Below are 20386 nucleotides of genomic sequence, written 5' to 3'. Positions count from 1 at the left end.
ATGCCGCACGCCGCGTGGTACATGGCCGTCACGGTGGCGGCGTCGCGCCCGCGGAACACCTGCGACACGATCCTGCCCACGCGGCGCCTCAGCTGCCAGGAGCCCGCCTCGCTCATGCAGTCGCGCATGAGGTGGACCGCGCAGCGCTGCCACGCGGCGCCCTGGAAGACCTCGCCGAGCGCCCGGACGAGTCCCGGGTGGGCGTCCGAGACGACGAGCTGTTAGCATCGCAGCCGATGGCGGTGACCACGGCGGTGGAGGCGACGCGCCCCTCGTGGCGGCACTTGACGTAGGTCGCGTCGAGCCAGACGTAGGGCACCGGCGAGCCGTCGAGCGGCCTTGCGCAGAGCTCCTCGATGTCTGCGTCCAGGCTCGAGGCGATGGCGCTCACCTGGTCCTTCGAGAGCCTGGAGACGCCCATCTTCTCGGCCACCCTCCTCACCTTGCGGGTGCTCGTGCCCGTGGCGTACATCTCGGCCACGGCGGCCACGAGGGCGCGGTCGACGCGCCGGTGGCGCCCGAGCACGTCCTCCGGGAAGAAGCTGCCGGAGCGCAGTTTGGGGATGCGCAGCGTCAGCGTGCCGACGCAGGTGGCGAGCGACCTCTCGCGGTAGCCGCTTCGGCTGTTCGCTCCGCCACCGCACGGCTGGTCGGCCTCGGCGTCCATCACGGCGTTCACGACCTGCTCGGCGAGCCTGCGGAGCAGCTCCTGCATGTCGATGGCGCCGTCGTCGAAACGGGGCATGGCGAGCATGTCCGGCGTCGGGTCTGATAAGATTCCCATAGCGGTCTTCGTCCTTTCCTAGAACCTGTTGTTGTGGTGATTTCAGATTCTAGGACGAAGGCCGTTCTTCGTTAAACGGGCGCTAGGGCGCCACCCTTACGCCAACATTTTCGACGCGATCCTCAAGCAAGAAACCGACCCTCTGTAGCATTTGCTCATAGTGGGTCGGTTTCAGACGTTTGATTCAACTTTCGTTAAACAGTTATTAATTCAGTTCAATATTTCTCGGCTATTAAGAGTCAATTCTAATTTTGACCAAATCGTGTACCGTTTTTCTTTGATCTAAAGGTGGGAGTTGCATATAGTTGCCATAGTTTTGACTTAAATATCCATCGAAGTCGGCAATCGTTTTATAGCTCCGATTTTCGAACTCTACATCACAAAACGTGTTAAACATTGTTCTGGGTTTGATTTCTTTTTCGGGACCGTATGCTCCGCCAACTGGATATACACTGCTGCATCCTTGAATTTCATTGTATCTAGTCATTTCTTTATAAAGCTTTCTTGTAAGCCATTTTATAGAAATGAAAGGAGTAAAGATACGCACCAAGTGAAATGCAACATGCTGTATTAGAGTCTTTCCTTCTGGCATTGTATAGCCGCATTTAACTATGTAGAGATTTCTGAGAAAGAAAACCTTTCTCAGATATTTTTTTCGGCTTCTTGACTCATCCGGGATTGCGTCATACGGGAAGATATCGATCCAGATGCCCTGTTGCATCTGAACGTTTTTGCAATATCGTTCAATCATTTCGGTTTTTGTATTGCGAATTTTGGCAAAGACTAAACCGCAATAGGGATCTGATTTCATTGTTTGGAGAAAAAAGGGTTCAGGCAATTCGTCGGCACAGGCTTTTTCAAATTTCTCAAAATCTTCTCTTAACATGCCAACATCAATATCGTCGTCCCATGGGATAAAGCCTTTGTGCCTTATGGCTCCAAGGCAAGTGCCGCCTGACAAAAAGTAATTAATATTGTGCCTGTTGCATATATCGACAAATTGATCAAGCATTTCAAGCTCTTTAGTTTTAATCGCTGCCAAGTCATTAGTATCGATATCCATCATCAGCTCCTGTTATCGTTCAAAGGCCTCAAGTAATTTCAAGGCAGTTTGATTCCATGAGAATGCTTGTAATACATGTTCATATTCCCTGCTCGCACACGTCTTATATAGCGAGGGATTATCTATAAAACGCTCAATAAGTGCCGCTAGTTCTGAGTCGTCACCAGATTTAAGAACAAAGCCGTAAGAAGGATCAGGGATAATTTCATCAGTTCCTCCGTTGGCTAGCGTTACGAGAGCGCATTTGCATGCCGCGGCCTCCAGAAGACACGTAGGCATTCCCTCTGGATATCTGCTGGGGAAGCAAAAAACGTCTGTTTGATTTAAAAGAGCGGATAGGTCAGGGTGACTTAAGCGTCCAACATAGTGCAAATTATTATATTGTTTTGATAATTGTGTAAGCGTATCTTCAAGCGGTCCCGAGCCAGCAATTATGACGTCTATTGATGTCGGAAAAATGCATGCAAGATTCGCTACCTGCAACACTCCCTTTTCTCCAATCAGTCGTCCTGCATATGTAATGATTAGTCGATTGCCCCGATTAAGAAAGAGACGGCCGCTATTTAGTTCATTAAATGCTTCCACATCAATCGCGTTATTTATCTCTCCTTTTGAGTTGATGTCAAATGTAGATAGCCATTTGCTGCTCATTCTTGATACACCGTAATAATTTATGTTATATCGCTTGAGTAAGTTGGTAGTGACAATCTCTGCGTTTTTTAGCAAACTCGACAATACCGAAGATTTCGTGGGGATGAATGAAGAACTGTGGTCAATTAAAATGGGCGTTAGGCCCATTAAATTGGCGATACGTGCGCCAATGTTGGACAGCACGTAATATCTTCCGTTCAATACGATGCAAGTATCATTATATCCATTTAAAAGAGGGATTATTTTTTTATATAAACCAACTAAATTCGGGATCGGGTATCGTCCATTCAGCAGACTGATTTTTCGCAGCCTGCATACTTGAATGCCGTCCTCACAGCTTATCCCTGGTTCTCCATCGGTTGTTATTACGAGAACGTTGTTGCCTAATTCAATAAGTTTTTTTGCGAGCGAATGCGTGTAGTTTTCGATTCCGCCCATACTGGGTATGTAGCGTGAGAAAAATACAATCGTTTTTGAGTGGCCAGTCATATCAAACCTCAAGATAAGTACTTTACTAGCATTCTTGCCATGGAAATACCTTATTAGCGTAAGACATTACTACTCCCGTCTTATCTTCAAAGCTGAATTTCGAATGAAAATGATTAGATTGATACCTGCTAAGCTAGTAAAGGGAAATGTGAATGCAAATTAGTTGAATCTCGATATCAGGACGGCTCGATTTATTAATGCGCGCGCAGCTCATTTTTTCCTGCTATCGAATTAATTTGAGGGATTACATATGTTCCCTTGATATTTTACTTCAATCGGATTGATTTAAGTGTTATTAGGCATCACTATTTCTAATTGGAGGCATAGTTCCATTTACGTTGGTTAAGATCCGAACTTGGCATTTTCGCTATGATGGCATTGTTGATAACTAGGTAATTTGAGAGTTTGTTTTGAAGACACTGATTATTATTCCAGCATTTAACGAAGAGGAATCTCTCGAGTCTACGGTCAGCAAGCTGACCGCCGCTGTTCCCGATGTTGACTACCTGGTCGTTAATGACGGTTCCAGTGATAGAACTGTCCAAATTTGCCGTGACAATGACTATCCGTTTTTGGATTTGCCCTGCAACCTTGGACTTGCCGGCGCATTTCAGGCGGGCATTAAATACGCTTATCGTCATGGCTATGATTGCGCTATTCAGTTTGATGCTGATGGCCAGCATTTGCCGCAGTATATCCATGATCTAGTGCAAGCGCTCCAGACATGTGATATCGCGATCGGTTCGCGATTCGTCGATCAGTCTAAGGGCAGTTCGCTGCGCATGTTTGGTAGCAATATCATCCAGGGCGCCATTAAGCTCACGACTGGTCAGGTTATTCACGACCCCACGTCGGGTATGCGTGCTTTTAACAAGCGCATGATTAAGCTTCTCGCACTTGGGTTCAATATGGGTCCCGAGCCCGATACTGTTTCATACCTTATTCGTGCCGCCCATGCCAAAGTTGTCGAAGTGCCGGTTCAGATGGCCGAGCGCGAGGCGGGGGAGAGCTACTTTAACTGGAAGTCGTCCGTCAAGTATATGCTTCGCATGACTTTATCTATTCTGTTTATCCAGTTCTTCCGTAAAAGCCTGGAGGGCGATGCCGCATGACGCTTCCGCTTCGCATTACATTGTTTGCCGCGTCTCTGCTCACGTTTGGTTATATGACCATTAAGATTCGCGATTCAAAAATGCGCCTTGAAGACTCTTTGTTCTGGTTCTGCTTCTCGGCCCTGCTGCTGCTTGCCAGTATTTTTCCTCAGGTGTTTTTCTGGCTTTCGAATCTCGTTGGCACCATGTCGCCTTCGAACTTCGTGTTCCTGTTCTTCATCTTCATCTTGCTTATTGTTTGCTTTAGGTTGAGCGTTCGTCTTTCTCAGCTCGATACGAAGCTTCGCGAGCTTACTCAGCAGTTGGCGATCGAAAAGCATGAGCGCCATCAAAACGACGAGCGTCATGCGAAGAGAGGCTAATTCATGAAAGGCATCATCCTCGCCGGCGGGTCCGGCACGCGCCTGTACCCGCTCACGCTCGTGACCTCCAAGCAGCTGCTGCCGGTCTACGACAAGCCAATGATCTACTATCCGCTGTCCACCCTCATGCTGGCGGGCATCCGGGACATCCTGGTCATCTCCACGCCGACGGACCTCCCCAACTTCGAGCGCCTGCTCGGGGACGGCTCGCGTTACGGCGTGAACCTGTCCTACGCCGAGCAGCCGAGCCCGGACGGCCTGGCCCAGGCCTTCACCATCGGCGAGGAGTTCATCGCCGGCGAGCCGTGTGCCCTGGTGCTCGGCGACAACATCTTCTACGGCAACGGCCTGTCGCGCCACCTGACGCGCGCCGTGCAGAACGCCGAGTCGGGCAGGGCCACGGTGTTCGGCTACCACGTGGACGACCCCGAGCGCTTCGGTGTTGTCGAGTTCGACGCGCAGGGCAGGGCCGTCTCCATCGAGGAGAAGCCCGCCGAGCCCAAGAGCTCCTACGCCGTCACCGGCCTGTACTTCTACCCGGGCGACGTGGCCGCCAAGGCCCACGAGGTCAAGCCATCGGCCCGCGGCGAGCTCGAGATCACCGACCTCAACCGGATGTACCTGGGGGAGGGGACGCTCTCCGTCGTCACCCTGGGCCGCGGCTACGCGTGGCTCGACACCGGCACCATGGAGAGCCTCCACGAGGCGTCGGAGTTCGTCCGCGCCGTGGAGCACTCCCAGGACCTGCCCGTGTCTGTGCCCGAGGAGATCGCCTGGGAGAACGGATGGATCACGACCGAAGGGCTCACGGAGGCCGCGGAGGCCTACGGCAAGTCGGTCTACGGTCAGCACCTCAAAAAGGTCGCCGCCGGCGAGATCGTCAACAGCCCGCGCGAGTACTAATCCGACCCAATGGGAGACAGAAACATGTCTGAAGAGCTCTTCGAGCCCAGGAACATCATCGTCACGGGCGGCTGCGGCTTCATCGGCAGCAACTTCGTCCACTATGTCGTGGACAACCACCCGGGCGTCCACGTCACCGTGCTGGACAAGCTGACCTACGCCGGCAACCCCGAGAACATCGCCGGGCTGCCCTCCGACCGCGTGGAGCTCGTCGTGGGCGACATCTGCGATGCCGAGCTTCTCGATAGGATCGTCCCGGGCCACGACGCCATCGTGCACTACGCCGCCGAGTCCCACAACGACAACTCCATTGCAGACCCGGAGCCCTTCCTGCGCACCAACGTCGAGGGCACCTTCCGCCTGCTGGAGGCCGTCCGGAAATACGGAATCCGCTACCACCACGTCTCCACCGACGAGGTCTACGGCGACCTGGCGCTCGACGACCCGGCCAAGTTCACCGAGGAGACGCCGTACAGGCCCTCCTCGCCGTACAGCTCCACCAAGGCGTCCTCCGACATGCTCGTGCGCGCCTGGACCCGCACCTACGGGCTTCGCACCACGATCTCCAACTGCTCCAACAACTACGGCCCCTACCAGCACGTGGAGAAGTTCATCCCCAGGCAGATCACGAACATCATCGACGGCGTGCGCCCCAAGCTCTACGGCCGCGGCGAGAACGTCCGCGACTGGATCCACACCGAGGACCACTCCTCGGCCGTCTGGGACATCCTCACCAAGGGCCGCATGGGGGAGACCTACCTTATCGGCGCAAATGGCGAGAAGAACAACATCACGGTCCTGCGCATGATCCTCACGGCCATGGGCCGCGACCCCGAGGACTTCGACTGGGTCGCCGACCGCCCCGGCCACGACCGCCGCTACGCCATCGACTCCACTAAGCTCCAACGCGAGCTGGGCTGGAGGCCGGTGCACACCGACTTCGCCGAGGGCCTGAGGGCCACCATCGACTGGTACGTGGCCAACGAGTCTTGGTGGCGCCCGGCCAAGGAGGCCACCGAGGCCCGCTACAGGGCACAGGGGCAGTAGAACGGACCCCGGCGAACCGCACCGCGAGGCGCCCGTGCGGGGCCGCAGGGCATGGGGATGATCCTGCGTTCCCGCGCGTGCGCCCTCGCTTTTCCAACCTCTTCGATAGGAGCTTTTCTCACATGGCAGACATCGCATTCGAGAAGGACCTCGCCGTCACCGAGACCGGCATCGGGGGCCTCAAGGTCGTCGACCTCGCCGTCCACGGCGACTCGCGCGGCTGGTTCAAGGAGAACTGGCAGCGCGCCAAGATGACCGCTCTGGGCATCCCCGACCTCAAGGTCGTCCAGAACAACGTCTCCTACAACGACAGCCGCGGCGTCACCCGCGGCATCCACGCGGAGCCCTGGGACAAGTTCATCTCCGTCGCCCGCGGCAGCGTCTTCGGCGCCTGGGTGGACCTGCGCGAGGGCAGCGCCACCTACGGGAAGGTCTTCACCTGCACCCTGGACCCCTCAAAGGCCATCTACGTCCCGCGCGGCGTGGGCAACTCCTTCCAGGCCCTGGAGGACGGCACCGCCTACACCTACCTTGTGGACGCTCACTGGTCTCTCGAGCTGAAGAAGACCTACACCTTCGTGAACCTCGCCGACCCCGAGCTCGCCATCGGGTGGCCCATCCCGCTGGATCAGGCCACCGTATCCGAGGCCGACCTCAACCACCCGATGCTCAAGGACGTCGTCCCCATGGCGCCGAAGCGCACCCTCGTCACCGGCTGCAACGGCCAGCTGGGCCGTGCGGTCCGCGCGCTGGCCGAGGAGCGCGGCGTCGCCAGGGACTTCGACTTCTGCGACATCGACACCTTCGACTTGTCCGACCCGGACGCCTATTCACAATACGACTGGTCGCTCTACGGCACCGTGATCAACTGCGGCGCCTACACGGCGGTCGACAGGGCCGAGACTCCCGAGGGCCGCGTGACCGCCTGGAAGGCGAACGCGACGGGCCCCGCCCTTCTCGCCCGCACCTGCGCCGAGCACGGGATCACCCTGGTCCACGTTTCCTCCGACTACGTCTTCGACGGCACCGCCGAGGTCCACACCGAGGGGGAGCTCCTCAGCCCGCTTTCCGTCTACGGCCAGACCAAGGCCGCCGGCGACATCGCCGTGGCCGGCTGCCCGCGCCACTACATCATGCGCTCCAGCTGGGTCATCGGCGAGGGCCACAACTTCGTCAAGACCATGAAGGCGCTCTCCGACCGCGTCGCCGACCCCGAGGACAAGCTCACGCAGATTACGGTCGTGGACGACCAGCTGGGACGACTGACCTTCACGCGCGACATGGCCGAGGCCATCTTCCACGTGCTGGGCTCGCACGCCCCCTACGGCACCTATAACTGCACGGGCTCCGGCGCCGTCAAGTCCTGGGCCGACATCGCCCGCGCCGTCTTCGAGGCCGCCAACGGCAACGGCGACAGGGTCGTGCCGGTTTCGACCGACGACTACTACGCGAGCGCCGAGGGCCCCGTAGCCCCGCGCCCGGTCCACTCCGCGCTCGACCTGTCCAAGCTCGAGTCGGTCGGCTTCCACATGCCCGACTGGGAGGAAGAGCTGTTAAGTTTGATGATGGGTTGGGTTGTAGATTAATGATAGATTGGTTTGTCTTTTCAGTTAATTATATATTTGCGCTTTTGCTGCTAATCACACCGGGTTTCATTTGCTCGTTTCCAATTTGTAGGTCCGTCAGTCGCTCAATTTGTATCGCTCCTGCTTTAACATTGTTTCTTTTCACCTTATGCGGCATTGTGCTATCGCAGCTTAAGTTAATGCTCTCCCCGGTCATTTTTCTTGCTGTATCGGTGGCCGTCTCGATTGCCGTTGGCTTTACTTTCTGCCAGCTAAATGCTGGATTCAGATCCTGTATCAATTGTTTTATCGATTCGTTTCAACATGGCATGGTGAGTATCTATTTTTGGTATTTTTTTGTCGGCACCATATTTATAATCCTGCTGTTTCTTCTTCCGATATCTGGGCCAAATTCTTTCTCTACCACTGCGGATGCTGGCCCCCATTTAAGTTACGTTCGTGCGTTTGTGGAGTCCGGCACATATAGCTCGCTTCATGTTTCGAATGATCCCGCTACCATTCACGCTGCTGGTTTTTATCCGGCGGCGTTCCATGTTTTTTCGGCCGCACTTACAGCTCTTCCTGGCTGCACGGTTACCATGGCTGTAAATATCGTTATCGTTCTCATCTGCTCCGTGATTTATCCTTTTGCCTGCTATTTACTATTGTCCAAGCTCTTTTCATCCGATTCGCTTGAGCTTAAAACCGGCGCTTTGGCATGTCTGTGCAATGTCGGATTTCCATGGGCATTTTTAGTGTGGGGTCAGCTGGACTCAAATCTATTGGGATTTGCCCTCGTCCCTATATTTGTATTCGCTTTCTGGGAGCTTCTGTTTCCACGTTACTCCGTTTCGCTGAACAGCCGAATAGTGTGCGTTATTTCTTGCGGGGCTTCTCTTGCGCTTGCGCAGCCGAATGCAGTATTTACGGCAGGTATATTTTGCATACCGTTAATTGTTCACTATGCAACCGTGTGGTACGCCGGCAAATATAACCAAGGGGCGCAGTTAATTGGCTTGCGCAAAAGCCTCCTCTGCGGTTGTGTATTGCTGGCAATTACACTTGTCTGGATTGCTGTTTACCGTCTGCCGGCCATGCGCAGTGTTGTTACGTTTGATTGGCCAAATGATGCATCTGTTGTTCAAGCGGCAATCGCTGCCGTTCTTTTGAAATACGGCGGGATGCTGCAGTATCAATTTCTATTGGCGCCATTTGTGCTGCATGGGCTGTATATAGCATTTAAATCCGAGCGATTTAGGCCAGTGGCGTTTCTTTATCTATTTGTTAGCTTTTTATTCATAGCGTGTTACACCAAGGGCTTTCCGTTCGCTAGTTTATTTAGTGGGTTTTGGTATAACGATTTTTATCGTATGGGTGCAATGGCGGCTATGGCGTCTGTCCCGTTGCTGTGCCTTTCTTTTGCCTCTATCTTCAATTTGCTTAATTCGGCGGACGTTTCCTGCAACGGGCGGTTCTCCCGAGCGCTTTCTGCGGCGGCTACCCTGATTTTTGTGGCTATTCTTATTCACCCAAGCATTCAGCTCCCGGATGGATCATGGTTTGATACGCCGTTTGGATCCATTAAAAGCGGAGTTGAGCGGACGTATGCGAAGAATAATGTCGAAGGTATTGACTTTGCTGAGTGGGATTTCATCGAAGAATGCCAAAAGATTGTAAAAAACGATGTGGTCATTAATGTTCCTTTTGATGGCAGCGGAATGTTGTATGGGGCAACAGGAATGAATGTCGTTTATAGGAACATATCTGCAAAACATGGTCAATTTCAAGAGACCGAGCCGATTCGGCTTCACCTTAGCGACATTTCGATGGATGCTTCTGTGCGTGACATGGTTTCAGCTCTTAACGCACGATACGTCCTTATTCTTGATTACAACTCTCCCAATGGGTCCATCGTTCCGTACGCATATCATCCTCGCGAGGCTTGGGAGGGCATTTTGGATATTAATGAAAATACGCCCGGTTTTGAACTTGTCTTGAGTAGGGAAGACATGCGTTTGTTTAGGATAGAATAAGACAAAATTCCCTTGATATTTAAAGGAGTAGGTATGGCAGAAATCAAGATTGCTGTAGCTTGCCATAAGCCCTCTGAGCTTCCTCATAATGATATTTATTGTCCCGTTCAGGTTGGATCTGCCATCGCTAAAAAGCGTCTAGATGGCATGCGTCACGATGACGAAGGCGATAATATATCGCGCAAAAATCAGTCCTATTGTGAACTAACCGCTCAATATTGGGCTTGGAAAAATTTGGATGCGGATTACTTGGGGCTATGCCATTACAGGAGGTTTTTAACTTTCCCGGAGGGAGAGTTTAAATACAACGAAAGAAACCAAATCGAAGCTGGTTTTTTGGATGACTATAACAAGAAACGCTTTGGTCTCGAAGACCAAGCTTTGATGCATAGCGTTATCGAGTCTTATGACTGTGTTGTTGGTGAGCTTGAGGACGTATCAAAGTTATTTACTCCGTATGGAAAGCAAAAAACCGCATATCTGCATTGGGCGAAACATGATCGTGACCTTATTAACGTTAACGATTTAAATCGCCTATTTGATCTTGTTGATGAAATGTACCCTCAGTACTCCCATGATCTTCATGAGTATATGAATGGTAAGAAGTTTCTTGGCTTTAATTGCTTTGTAATGAAGCGCGAGCTGTTCGATGAGATGTGCGAATTCGAGTTCTCGGTTCTCGATCGCTTGGAGCGCGAAACCGATTTGTCGCACTATGATCAAATTCGAACTCGAATTTTTGGATTCATGGCTGAGATTTTGTACAGTGTGTTCATCTATCATCTCGAGAAGAACGGCAAGCGAGTGAAGCATGTCCCGCTTGTTTACTTTAATGAAACTGATCCTGTTTCCACTTTCGTGCTTGAACCGGTTCCCGATTCGATTCCTGTCGTTATCAACTCGGTTGACTATGGTTATGATCAAACGTTTATTGACGTAACGCTTCGGTCATTCCTCGCTACTTGTAACCGACAAACTAAATATGATGTAATTCTGCTTCATCGACAGGCTAGTCCTATCTTGCTAAAACAGTTGAAGGCTGAATGTGGCGAATGTGGAAACGTTTCAATTAGGTTTATTGACGTATCTCGCATCGATGCTGGACTATTTGATCGAGTGGGGTACGCAAAGAGAAAGTATCTTGATGACACGAGGAAGGTTTCAATTGACCCTGAAGCCATTCTGCCATGGTTGCTGCCAAAATTCGACAAAGTAATATCTGTCGAATGGCACGTGCTATTCAATTACGCAGTTGACGAGCTCTGGGATATTTCTCTTCCGGCGGATTGTGTTATTGCCGCTGCTCCCAGTGTCATCGATCTTTCACGCGTCAACAAAAGTGGAGATTATCTCTATCGCCGTTGTCGTGATGTTTTGGGCATGTCTGATCCGTACTCGTTCTTCGATAGTTCTGTTGCCGTTATGGATCTTAAGGGCATGAGGACGAGCGCGCACTTGGACCGCATTGAGGATCTTGGAATTAACGATAGATTCGTTACTCGCTCTTGTGAGTATCTGAATTCCGTTTATGAGGGTAAGGTTTTCAACCTCGGATTTGAATGGTGCTATCAGTCGAAGTCCGATGGCTTTAGGGCGAATAGAATCAAGTTTGCCCCGCTTTCAGTTTTCAATGAATACAATGCCGTCGGCGATCCGAAAATAGTCCAGTATGATCCGATTGCTTTTGATGATCCGCAGGTTGACGAATGGATATCTCGTTTTTGGCGCAATGCCCGAGGTTCATTTTTCTATGAGAGCATGCTTTCAAATGTAATGAAGCGCCAGATATTTGACGAGCTGCAGAGTAAGAGCTTCATTTCGAAGTTGCTTAATTCGTTGGGGATGAGCCAGAGGGCGTCTGCTGCTGACGTTGTCGGATCGGCTCTGTCCTTTGCTTTTCCGGCTGGCACAAAACGTCGTGAAAAGATAGAAAGCGAGTGGACGGAAAGCGCTCTTGGTAATAAGTGCCTTCGCCATATGAAATAAGAACTGTTTGAAAGAATGTCGATGAAAGAAAATACAAACGTTAAACTTGCCAATGTTCTTTTTCCTGTTGGGAAGGGGCAAGATGATTGTCGCGAGCTTTTCTTTCGCGCTTCTTCTGACAATTTAGTGTGTAATGAGAGAGGGATTGCTGTATCTGAGGGATATGCGGATTTCTGCACATATTTCAATGGTCTTCCCGTTTGCAAGTGGCGTCGATACTGTGCCCTCTCTCATTTTCGTCTCTCGCTGCGCATGACCGGATCTGGCATTCTGACGCTCGAGGGCTTAAAGAGTGGAGAGTCTGGACAATACACTATCTCAGAAACCCATTTTGCCCAAAGTACGCCTGAGCCAATTACTTGTGAATTCGACTCTGATGATTTTGATTTTATCGGGTTCAAGATTGAGCCTGATTACGGCTCTGTTATCGAGTTGTTCTCGGGTGATTACACTGTATGTGCTCGGGATAGGACAATTCGCGATATTAAAATTGCGCTCTGTTCTACCACATTTAAAAAAGAAAAATATATAACTGACAACATCCGTAAGTTTCAGTCGTTTGTTCACTCTGAGTTCGGTTGCGCTTCCGATTCATTTCACATGTTCGTTGTTGACAACGGTCGAACGCTCGATACTGAAGTTCTTAATAGCGATTCCGTAACAGTAATTCCGAATGCTAACGTTGGTGGCTCAGGTGGTTTTACGCGCGGAATGCTAGAAGCCCTGCGATCAGATTCGTCGTTCACGCATTTCATTTTGATGGATGATGATGTATCTGTAATGCCTGAGAGTTTTTATAGGCTTTTCGTTCTGCTCTCTCTTGCGACTGATGAATACAGAGACGCTTTTGTTAATGGAGCAATGTTGTCTCTGGGTCAGCCGTATCGACAATTTGAAGACGTTGCAACTGTGTCTAAATCGGGTGTTTTGTGCAAAAGCAAGCCCGACTACGATCTTAGGTTAGCGAAAGATGTTCTTGCTAATGAGACTGCGCCTATTGATTTCCCGCACACTTATGGTGGCTGGTGGTTTAGCGCCTTTCCGGTAAAGGCTATTAAAGAAAATGGTCTACCGCTTCCGTTTTTTATTCGATGCGATGATGTTGAGTTTGGTATCCGTAATAGCCCTATTTATATGACCATGGGCGGAATATGCGTGTGGCATGAAAGCTTTGAAGGACGCTTTAGGCCTTCGGTAGATTGCTATCAGTTTTATCGTAATTTCCTTATTATGAATGCCGTTGACGACTGTGTTTCGCCGCGGATGTTTATAAGGCGTATTCATCGGTCTATTCGTCAGAGCCTTAGGGATATGGACTATTCCGCGGCGGAATTAACGCTTGATGGAGTAGAGGACTATCTTAAAGGGCCGGATTTCCTCAAGCAGGTTGATGGGGCCATGCTGATGAAGGCAAACGGGAGCCGAAATGAGCTTTTTCAGCCAATTGACCGTCTGAATTTAGATTTATTATCAGATGCCGGTGTTGATGATGATGTTCTTTCGCGTCGAGTTTACTACGTTAAGAGAAATATTCTTAAAAGTTTAATCAGGTCCATTCCCTACGATAAGCACTATTTGCCGAGCTGCTTGCTTTCTAAGAAGCCGCGTTACATTGTTAAATATGGAACGATGACACTTGAAGGCTCATCAGCATTGTGCACGAATGTAGTTGTATTAAATGCGACCCGTGATGTTGCTTCCTTGAGAAGAATTGACCGATCTCGCTTTCGTTTGATTAGGGAACGAGAGAAGAGACTGTTTGCTCGCTTTAATCGTGAATATCGTGTAGTTGAAAAAGCTTGGAAAGACGCTTTTCCCTATATGACTTCAACGGAATTTTGGGAGCGCTATCTCAATATGGCCTAGCTATTTCTATACTAGAAATTTAATTTTCCAATCCGAGAGGTTGATAGGTGAGTATTATTTTTAAATCTAGGGAGAACAGTGTAAAGCCTTGTGTTTATGCAAAAAATGATAAAGAGAAAGATATCTTTATCTTGAAACAGCTCGTCACGAGGGATTTTAAGAAGAAGTATCGACGGAGTGTTCTGGGCGTTGCTTGGTCTGTTTTGAACCCGTTGCTGATGATGGTTGTCATGGCCATTGTGTTTTCAACTATCTTCGCTCAGGGACGAAACGGCTCAATTACTCCAGAGCTATATCCTTTGTATCTAATTGTTGGTAATGTCACATTTTCGGTTATGTCTGATTCGACAAATCAAGCATTGATGTCCATTATCTGGGCATCCTCTCTTCTCAAAAAGGTTAAGGTCCACCGTTGGGTGTTTCCTGTCCAAAAAGTACTGTTCTCTCTTGTCAATTTTGGTTTTTCGCTCGTTGCTGTTGCGATTGTCATGCTATGGTTTAGAGTTGTCCCAACGTGGCATCTTTTACTTCTTCCCCTTTGCCTGCTTCTTTTGATGTGTTTCTGCATGGGTATCGGTCTTGCGCTATCGGCAGCTACGGTATTCTTCCGTGATTTTATGCACCTATGGACCGTTGTGATTACCGCCTGGACTTATTTCACTCCTATTTTTTGGACGCCAGACTTTATTACGAGAATGCCTCATTGGATTCAGTTGATCATGTACGGTAATCCTATGTACAACTATCTTCAGTTTATGAGAGAGATCTTCATTTACCACACTCTGCCGACGGGCCTTGAATTCGGCCTTTGTGTTGCCTGGGCCGTCGTCTCCCTTGCTTTGGGCTACTTTATTTTCCATAAGAATGAACACAAATTCATCCTCTATATTTAAGGACGACAAATGTCTTCTTCTAGCTCCAATCGTGATCACGAGCCGCTATCCATTGAGGTTAAAGATGTCACGATGATTTTCAATATGGCCTCAGAGTCTCTAACGAATCTCAAAGAGTATTTTATTAAGATGGCTCGCCATGAATTATTTTTTGAAGAGTTTAAGGCGTTAAAGAACGTTTCATTCGATATCCACCGAGGCGAGGTTGTTGGCCTTGTCGGAACTAATGGATCTGGTAAGTCTACGATGCTCAAGGTTATTGCTGGCGTGCTTGAGCCTTCTGAGGGTCAGGTTGTTGTACATGGTAATATCGCACCGTTAATTGAGCTTGGCGCTGGTTTCGATCCCGAGTTAACCGCTCGTGAGAATATCTACTTAAACGGTGCTTTGCTTGGTTATACAAAAGAGTTTATCGACTCTTCTTTCGATGAGATTGTTGACTTTGCTGAGCTTTCAGATTTTGTTGATATGCCGTTAAAGAACTTTTCTTCCGGCATGGTTGCGCGCATTGCGTTTGCGATCGCAACTATTACTGAGCCTGATATTTTGATTGTCGATGAGACACTGTCTGTTGGCGACGTCTTTTTCCAGGAAAAATGCGAGCGACGGATTCAAAAACTCATCAATTCTGGTGACGTTACTGTTCTGTTTGTTTCTCATTCCATGGACCAGGTAGAGCGCATATGCGAGCGCGCTATTTGGATTGAAAAGGGTGACTTACGCCTTGATGGTCCTGTGGATGAAGTCTGTAAAGCCTACCGCGAACAATTTGAGTAACGACATGACTAAGTAGGCTATAATTTCGGTCGTACCAGACTATATGCGTGCTTAAGTTTGAGTATTTGCTCCATTAGCTCAGTTGGATAGAGCAGGGGACTTCTAATCCCAAGGTCGACGGTTCGAATCCGCCATGGAGCACCAATAAAACAGCAGGCCGGGCCGTGTGCCCGGCCTTTTGTATAAAATGCAGCGGCGCACTCGTGCGCGCTGTGATTTCCTGCTGGGTATGGTTTTTGCGGCTTATGGTCCGTCTGCTCCAAATGTGATTAAGTTCAATCGCGGTTCATTATTTCCTCGTACACCCTCAATTCCCACTGCTTACGCTCAACCTTGGCCACTGAGTCCAGGATAAAACCGGTAGCGAGTGAGAGCCCGCACAGGAACATGAAAGCCGCTGCGAGCATGGCTGTGGGGAAGCGCGGAACGAGTCCGGTGGCAAAGTACTCCATAACGATGGGGATGCCCAGGGCAAGACCGATCGCCGCAAAGATGAGCGCAACAAGTGAGAAGAACTTGAGCGGACGGTAGTCCTTAAAGAGGGTGCCAATCATGGCAATCACTCGAATGCCGTCGCTTACGGTATTGAGCTTGGACTCCGAACCGGCTGGACGGTCTCGATACTCGATGGGAACATCTTTAATGCGCCAACGATGGTCGACAGCGTGGATGGATAGCTCCGTCTCAATCTGAAACCCTTCAGAAAGAACGGGGAACGTCTTGACGAAAGGTTTGCTCATGGCGCGATAGCCGGTCATGACATCATCGAAGCTGTATCCGTAGATCCACTTAATCATGCTGCGTACCAGGTTGTTGCCGAAGCCGTGGAAGGCGCGCTTGTTCTCTTCGGCGTATGTGCCGTTGGAGAGTCGGTCGCCAACGGTCATATCGGCTTCGCCTGCAAGGATTGGTTCGCACAGAGCGCGGGCTGACTCCGCCGGATAGGTGTCGTCTCCATCGACCATGAGATAACAATCAGCATCGATATCACGGAACATTTGACGGCAAACGTTGCCCTTGCCCTGACGGGGCTCGAACTTAACGGTCGCCCCATGCTCGCGTGCAATTTGGGCGGTGCCGTCGCTAGAGTTGTTGTCATATACATAGACAGTTGCTTCGGGCAGCTCGCGGTGAAAATCATCTACTACCTTTGCAATGGTTACTGCTTCGTTGTAGCAAGGGATGATAACGGCGATTTTCTTTGAGTTCACGTTGATCTCCAGAGTTTGGTTGTTGCCGTTAGAAGTATAGTCGTTGCATTTTTGCATTGGTTTTAAAGGGCTGAAAACCAGAGGGGACACATGTGTCTGCCGTGGTATTGTTTAAACACGGGCTGTAAGACATGGGGATGACTTGCAGCCCGTTTTCTCACATGGAAATGGCGCGTTTCGATCGCTCCATAAATAGGCCCGGCACAGCAATGTGAACTGTGCCGGGCTTCCTGCTTGTGTGTTTACGACCGCCTTGTTTACGCCTCAGTCGGCTCCACGCCCAGCTCGTTGCGGACGAGCTCGAAGGCGGCGGCGATGGCCTTGTCCATGTCGTAGTACTTGTAGCCGCCCAGGCGACCGGCAAAGATCACGTCGCCTTCCTGTGCTGCTAGCTCCTCGTACTGCTTGTAGAGGGCCTCGTTTTTGGCGTCGTTGATGGGGTAGTAGGGCTCGTCGCCGGGCTTCCAGTCGGCCGGGTACTCGCGCGTGATGACGGTCTTGTCCTGCGTGCCGAACTCAAAGTGCTTGTGCTCGATGATGCGCGTGTAGGGGATCTCGCGCTCGGTGTAGTTGACCACGGCCACGCCCTGGTGGTCCTGCTCGTCGAGCGTCTCGGTCTCAAAGCGCAGGCTGCGGTACTCGAGCGTACCCAGCTTAAAGTCGTAGAACGCGTCGATGGGGCCGCAGTAGATCGTCTTGGCGGCGATATCGGGCTCGGCGGCGATCAGCTCCTTGTACTCCACGCCGCAGCGCACCTCGATGCCCTCGAGCATGTTGGCGACCATCTTGGTGTAGCCGCCCATGGGGATGCCCTGGTAGCGGTCGTTGAAGTAGTTGTTGTCGTAGGTAAAGCGGCAGGGGAGGCGCTTGATGATGCTCGCGGGCAGGTCGCGGCAATCACGGCCCCACTGCTTCTCGGTGTAACCCTTCACGAGCGTCTCGAAGATGTCGCGGCCGACGAGCGACAACGCCTGCTCCTCAAGGTTCTGCGGTTCGCCGATGTTCTCGGCGGCCACCTGCTCGGCGATCTTGGCCTTGGCGTCTGCCGGCGTAACGACGCCCGGCCACATCTTGGCGAAGGTGTTCATGTTGAAGGGCATGTTGTACATGTTGCCATGGAAGTTGGCGACCGGCGAGTTGACGTAGTTGTTGAACTCGGCGAAGCGGTTGACGTAGTCCCAGACGTCCTTCATGGAGGTGTGGAAGATGTGCGCGCCGTAGCGGTGGACCTGGATACCCTCGACGTCCTCGGTGTAGATGTTGCCGGCGATGTGGTCGCGGCGGTCGATGACCAGGACCGACTTGCCGGCACGCTTGGCGGCATTGGCAAAGACGGCACCCGAAAGGCCGGCACCGACGACGAGATAATCGTATTGGGACATTGATGTTCTCCTTTGTATGTTAATCGGACAGTTCCTTTAGTTTAGGGACAAACATACCTAATGTGTCGCCCCAAGGGTTAGTGTAGCAGTCGTTCCCTCGGCAGCTCCAACGCGTGGGCGTTGCCTGGTTTCCAAATGATGTTAAGGACTCGCTATTCCGCCCTCAGGCACTCGGGCAAGATGCTTGCAACTGCATCCATCGCCTGTGGCTTTAGGTACTGCTCGTTGAGCCGTGCTTTTCTGTAGGCGTAGCGAGTGTCTGCCGAGTACTTGATCAGCACATCCGTAAAGAATCGTTCCCAGCTTAAATAATCGCGACTTTCGATATAACTCGAGGGATCTTCGAGGATCTTGGGAATGTCGCTGCTGGGTATGAGCCCGGAGCGCAGGAGTGTCCACTCAAATGATTCCGGGAGGAACAAGCGAACGTTCTTGTAAACGCGCTGCCCCAGCACCTTTTCGATGTAGGGGCCAAACGCTGCGCCGTCTCCAATGGCAAGAACGTTTTGCTCGGGGCATTCGTGAATCGTTCGTTTTAGGTTTGCTACGCCGGTAGCGGTGTAGCAGGGGATTCCCAGTTGGTTGCAAAGGGCGCTGTAGAATTGATAACCAGACTTGCTATCCTCGACAATTACGGCATCGGGATTGTCGAAACCTACGTTAAGGTCCTGATACAGCATACTTGCCGTGTGGTCATATAGCGGCTTGGTCACCGAGTAGAAGCGCCTGTCGCTCTTGCGGCCATTGATCGTCTTGCTTGTGGTGTTGACCAGTTTTAGGATCTCGTCGACGCTGTAGGGGAGCTCGTTGGCGTCGCGACGAGATATCAGAACAAAATAGTTGGACGAGCCGTTGACGGCTTTGGCGAAGTCCTTTGAGTAGATAAACTCGTTACCCTCATCTAGAAAGACGATTGAATCTTCGATGATCGACAGCTCGCGCTCCCAGCGTCTGCCAGAAAGCGTTTCGCAAGGTACGTCGCAGCTAAGTGCAACGCCGCTTTCCGGTCCTCGGTCGTTGTAGTCGCGAATCATCGAGATGAGCGTCGTTTTGCCCGTGCCGCTGTTGCCGCGTATGAAGGAAATATTTCGTTTAAACGTGAGCGTGTATTTGACCTTTGCACGCTCTACGACAACGGTGTGCGTTCCCCTCATTACTCATCAACATCCAAAAAGTCATTCGTGGCACCGACAAACTCCTGCATGTTTCTGACGATGCGGCCATCGTTTTCAATGCGGATCTTAAAGTTCTTCCAGGGGAATTTCATGATGTGGTAAAGGGTCACCAGCACGTCCTGCTCTTTGCCGATCTTGAGTAGCCAGCGGGCACAGTTGTCTCCGCAGGTGGATGCGTTAAACACCATATTTGGGAGATTGCGCACCAGCAGCAGCGTCTTAACGCCGCCGGACAGTTCGAGTGGAGTGATTGAGCCCAGCTGCTTGCTTACAATGTTGTGGGGACCGATGAGCTCTGATCCGTCCACGCGTTTAATAATCTGTGCGGCCATGGGGTCTTCGAACCATGAGTCCAAGTATGAGTTCCTAAAATAGGTTTCGGTATCGTAGATGGAACCGGGGTAATCCCCCAGGTGAATGCTCAGCATGTGGGTCTCCAGACGTAGTGTGACTGAAACGATTATATGCCAGTAATAAAATGCCGGCAGCAGCGAGGTCGCTGCTGCCGGCGCTGGCTTTATTAGCGTGTAGTCGTGTTGATGGATTTGCTCGCGACGCTACTTTTCGAGATGCTCCTTCAGCAGCTCCAGCGCGTGAGCGTAGCCCTGGAGGCCCTCGCCGGTGATGGTGGCAAAGCAAGCCAGGCGTGCATAGCTCACCTGGCGGAAGTCTTCGCGGGTCTCGACGGCGCTGATGTGAACCTCGACAGCGGGGATGGCGACGGCCTTGAGGGCGTCCAGGATGGCTACGCTGGTATGCGTGTAGGCAGCCGGGTTGATGACGATGCCGTCGACCTTGCCGTAGGCTTCCTGGATCTTGTCGACGATGCTGCCCTCGTGGTTGGACTGGAAGACCTCGACCTCGTCAAAACCCTGTGCGGCGCCTGCTTCCTGGCAGATCTGGACCAGGCGGTCGTAGTTGTCGCTGCCGTAGATGCCCGGCTCGCGAATGCCGAGCATGTTGAGGTTGGGTCCGTTGATGACGAGTGCTTTCATGGTCGCTTCCTTTGTGGTCTGGTTGGTGGCGGGGCTTGCTGCCTGCGGCGTTTGCCCAGATAAAACCTGCCAAAATAAACCTGTCCCTTTTT

At 51.4% G+C, this 20386-nt stretch carries 17 protein-coding genes, 1 tRNA gene and 1 pseudogene; 11 read left to right on the top strand and 8 right to left on the bottom strand.

Translation table 11 applies throughout. The annotated features are described in order from the left end of the window. From ACQRC0_RS00855 to ACQRC0_RS00845, 3 genes and pseudogenes are all read right to left on the bottom strand, one after another. Positions 1-784, bottom strand: a pseudogene (locus ACQRC0_RS00855) (transposase); the annotation flags it as partial. Between the two features lie 232 nt (positions 785-1016). Continuing rightward, complete coding sequence (locus tag ACQRC0_RS00850) at positions 1017-1850, bottom strand: LicD family protein (RefSeq protein ID WP_427726982.1); 834 nt, start codon at positions 1848-1850, stop codon at positions 1017-1019. Positions 1851-1859: 9 nt separating this feature from the next. Continuing rightward, complete coding sequence (locus ACQRC0_RS00845; protein ID WP_427726979.1) at positions 1860-2987, bottom strand: glycosyltransferase family 4 protein; 1128 nt, start codon at positions 2985-2987, stop codon at positions 1860-1862. Positions 2988-3397: 410 nt separating this feature from the next. Between ACQRC0_RS00845 and ACQRC0_RS00840 the strand changes: the two genes are divergently transcribed. The 11 genes from ACQRC0_RS00840 to ACQRC0_RS00790 all read left to right on the top strand — a co-directional run bounded on the left by ACQRC0_RS00840 (position 3398) and on the right by ACQRC0_RS00790 (position 15675). Further along, complete coding sequence (locus tag ACQRC0_RS00840; protein ID WP_427726976.1) at positions 3398-4099, top strand: glycosyltransferase family 2 protein; 702 nt, start codon at positions 3398-3400, stop codon at positions 4097-4099. Next, positions 4096-4461, top strand: coding sequence for a DUF2304 domain-containing protein (locus ACQRC0_RS00835; RefSeq protein ID WP_427726974.1), 366 nt, complete (start codon positions 4096-4098; stop codon positions 4459-4461). Before ACQRC0_RS00840 ends, ACQRC0_RS00835 begins: the two co-directional genes overlap by 4 nt. A 3-nt stretch (positions 4462-4464) precedes the next feature. Then, the gene (gene rfbA / locus ACQRC0_RS00830) at positions 4465-5364 is read left to right on the top strand and encodes a glucose-1-phosphate thymidylyltransferase RfbA (protein ID WP_427726971.1); all 900 of its coding nucleotides are present in this window, start codon (positions 4465-4467) and stop codon (positions 5362-5364) included. Between the two features lie 24 nt (positions 5365-5388). Then, positions 5389-6411: a dTDP-glucose 4,6-dehydratase gene (gene rfbB / locus ACQRC0_RS00825; RefSeq protein ID WP_427726968.1), complete on the top strand. Its 1023-nt coding sequence runs from the start codon at positions 5389-5391 to the stop codon at positions 6409-6411. Between the two features lie 122 nt (positions 6412-6533). Beyond that, positions 6534-7997, top strand: a complete 1464-nt coding sequence (locus ACQRC0_RS00820; RefSeq protein WP_427726966.1) for a sugar nucleotide-binding protein — start codon at positions 6534-6536, stop codon at positions 7995-7997. After that, complete coding sequence (locus ACQRC0_RS00815) at positions 7997-10009, top strand: DUF6541 family protein (RefSeq protein WP_427726963.1); 2013 nt, start codon at positions 7997-7999, stop codon at positions 10007-10009. Before ACQRC0_RS00820 ends, ACQRC0_RS00815 begins: the two co-directional genes overlap by 1 nt. 33 nt (positions 10010-10042) lie before the next feature. Further along, a complete protein-coding gene (locus ACQRC0_RS00810; RefSeq protein ID WP_427726960.1) occupies positions 10043-11995 on the top strand; it encodes a DUF4422 domain-containing protein in 1953 nt (650 codons plus the stop codon). Between the two features lie 21 nt (positions 11996-12016). Further along, complete coding sequence (locus ACQRC0_RS00805; RefSeq protein WP_427726957.1) at positions 12017-13861, top strand: hypothetical protein; 1845 nt, start codon at positions 12017-12019, stop codon at positions 13859-13861. A 47-nt stretch (positions 13862-13908) separates the two neighbouring features. Then, positions 13909-14754, top strand: a complete 846-nt coding sequence (locus ACQRC0_RS00800; RefSeq protein WP_427726954.1) for an ABC transporter permease — start codon at positions 13909-13911, stop codon at positions 14752-14754. 9 nt (positions 14755-14763) lie between these two features. Then, complete coding sequence (locus tag ACQRC0_RS00795; protein WP_427726951.1) at positions 14764-15531, top strand: ABC transporter ATP-binding protein; 768 nt, start codon at positions 14764-14766, stop codon at positions 15529-15531. A 67-nt stretch (positions 15532-15598) separates the two neighbouring features. Beyond that, positions 15599-15675, top strand: a tRNA-Arg gene (locus ACQRC0_RS00790). 131 nt (positions 15676-15806) lie between these two features. Here the strand turns inward: ACQRC0_RS00790 and ACQRC0_RS00785 are convergent. From ACQRC0_RS00785 to aroQ, 5 genes are all read right to left on the bottom strand, one after another. Next, entirely contained in the window at positions 15807-16742 is a 936-nt protein-coding gene (locus ACQRC0_RS00785) for a glycosyltransferase family 2 protein (RefSeq protein ID WP_427726948.1), read from the bottom strand. 257 nt (positions 16743-16999) lie between these two features. Beyond that, positions 17000-18124 carry a UDP-galactopyranose mutase gene (glf, locus tag ACQRC0_RS00780; RefSeq protein ID WP_427726946.1) on the bottom strand — a complete coding sequence of 375 codons (1125 nt, stop codon included), beginning with the start codon at positions 18122-18124 and terminating at the stop codon, positions 17000-17002. Between the two features lie 152 nt (positions 18125-18276). Next, complete coding sequence (locus ACQRC0_RS00775) at positions 18277-19278, bottom strand: hypothetical protein (RefSeq protein ID WP_427726943.1); 1002 nt, start codon at positions 19276-19278, stop codon at positions 18277-18279. Continuing rightward, positions 19278-19727 carry a DUF4869 domain-containing protein gene (locus ACQRC0_RS00770; protein WP_427726940.1) on the bottom strand — a complete coding sequence of 150 codons (450 nt, stop codon included), beginning with the start codon at positions 19725-19727 and terminating at the stop codon, positions 19278-19280. The genes ACQRC0_RS00775 and ACQRC0_RS00770 overlap by 1 nt, the downstream gene beginning before the upstream one ends. 129 nt (positions 19728-19856) lie before the next feature. Further along, the gene (gene aroQ, locus ACQRC0_RS00765) at positions 19857-20294 is read right to left on the bottom strand and encodes a type II 3-dehydroquinate dehydratase (RefSeq protein WP_022094776.1); all 438 of its coding nucleotides are present in this window, start codon (positions 20292-20294) and stop codon (positions 19857-19859) included. Positions 20295-20386 lie beyond the last annotated feature (92 nt).

The sequence above is a fragment of the Collinsella sp. SGI.033 genome, from assembly GCF_050315135.1.
Lineage (GTDB): Bacteria > Actinomycetota > Coriobacteriia > Coriobacteriales > Coriobacteriaceae > Collinsella.
Note: the sequence above shows the minus strand (reverse complement) of the source record. Positions and strands in the feature narration are given on the sequence as shown.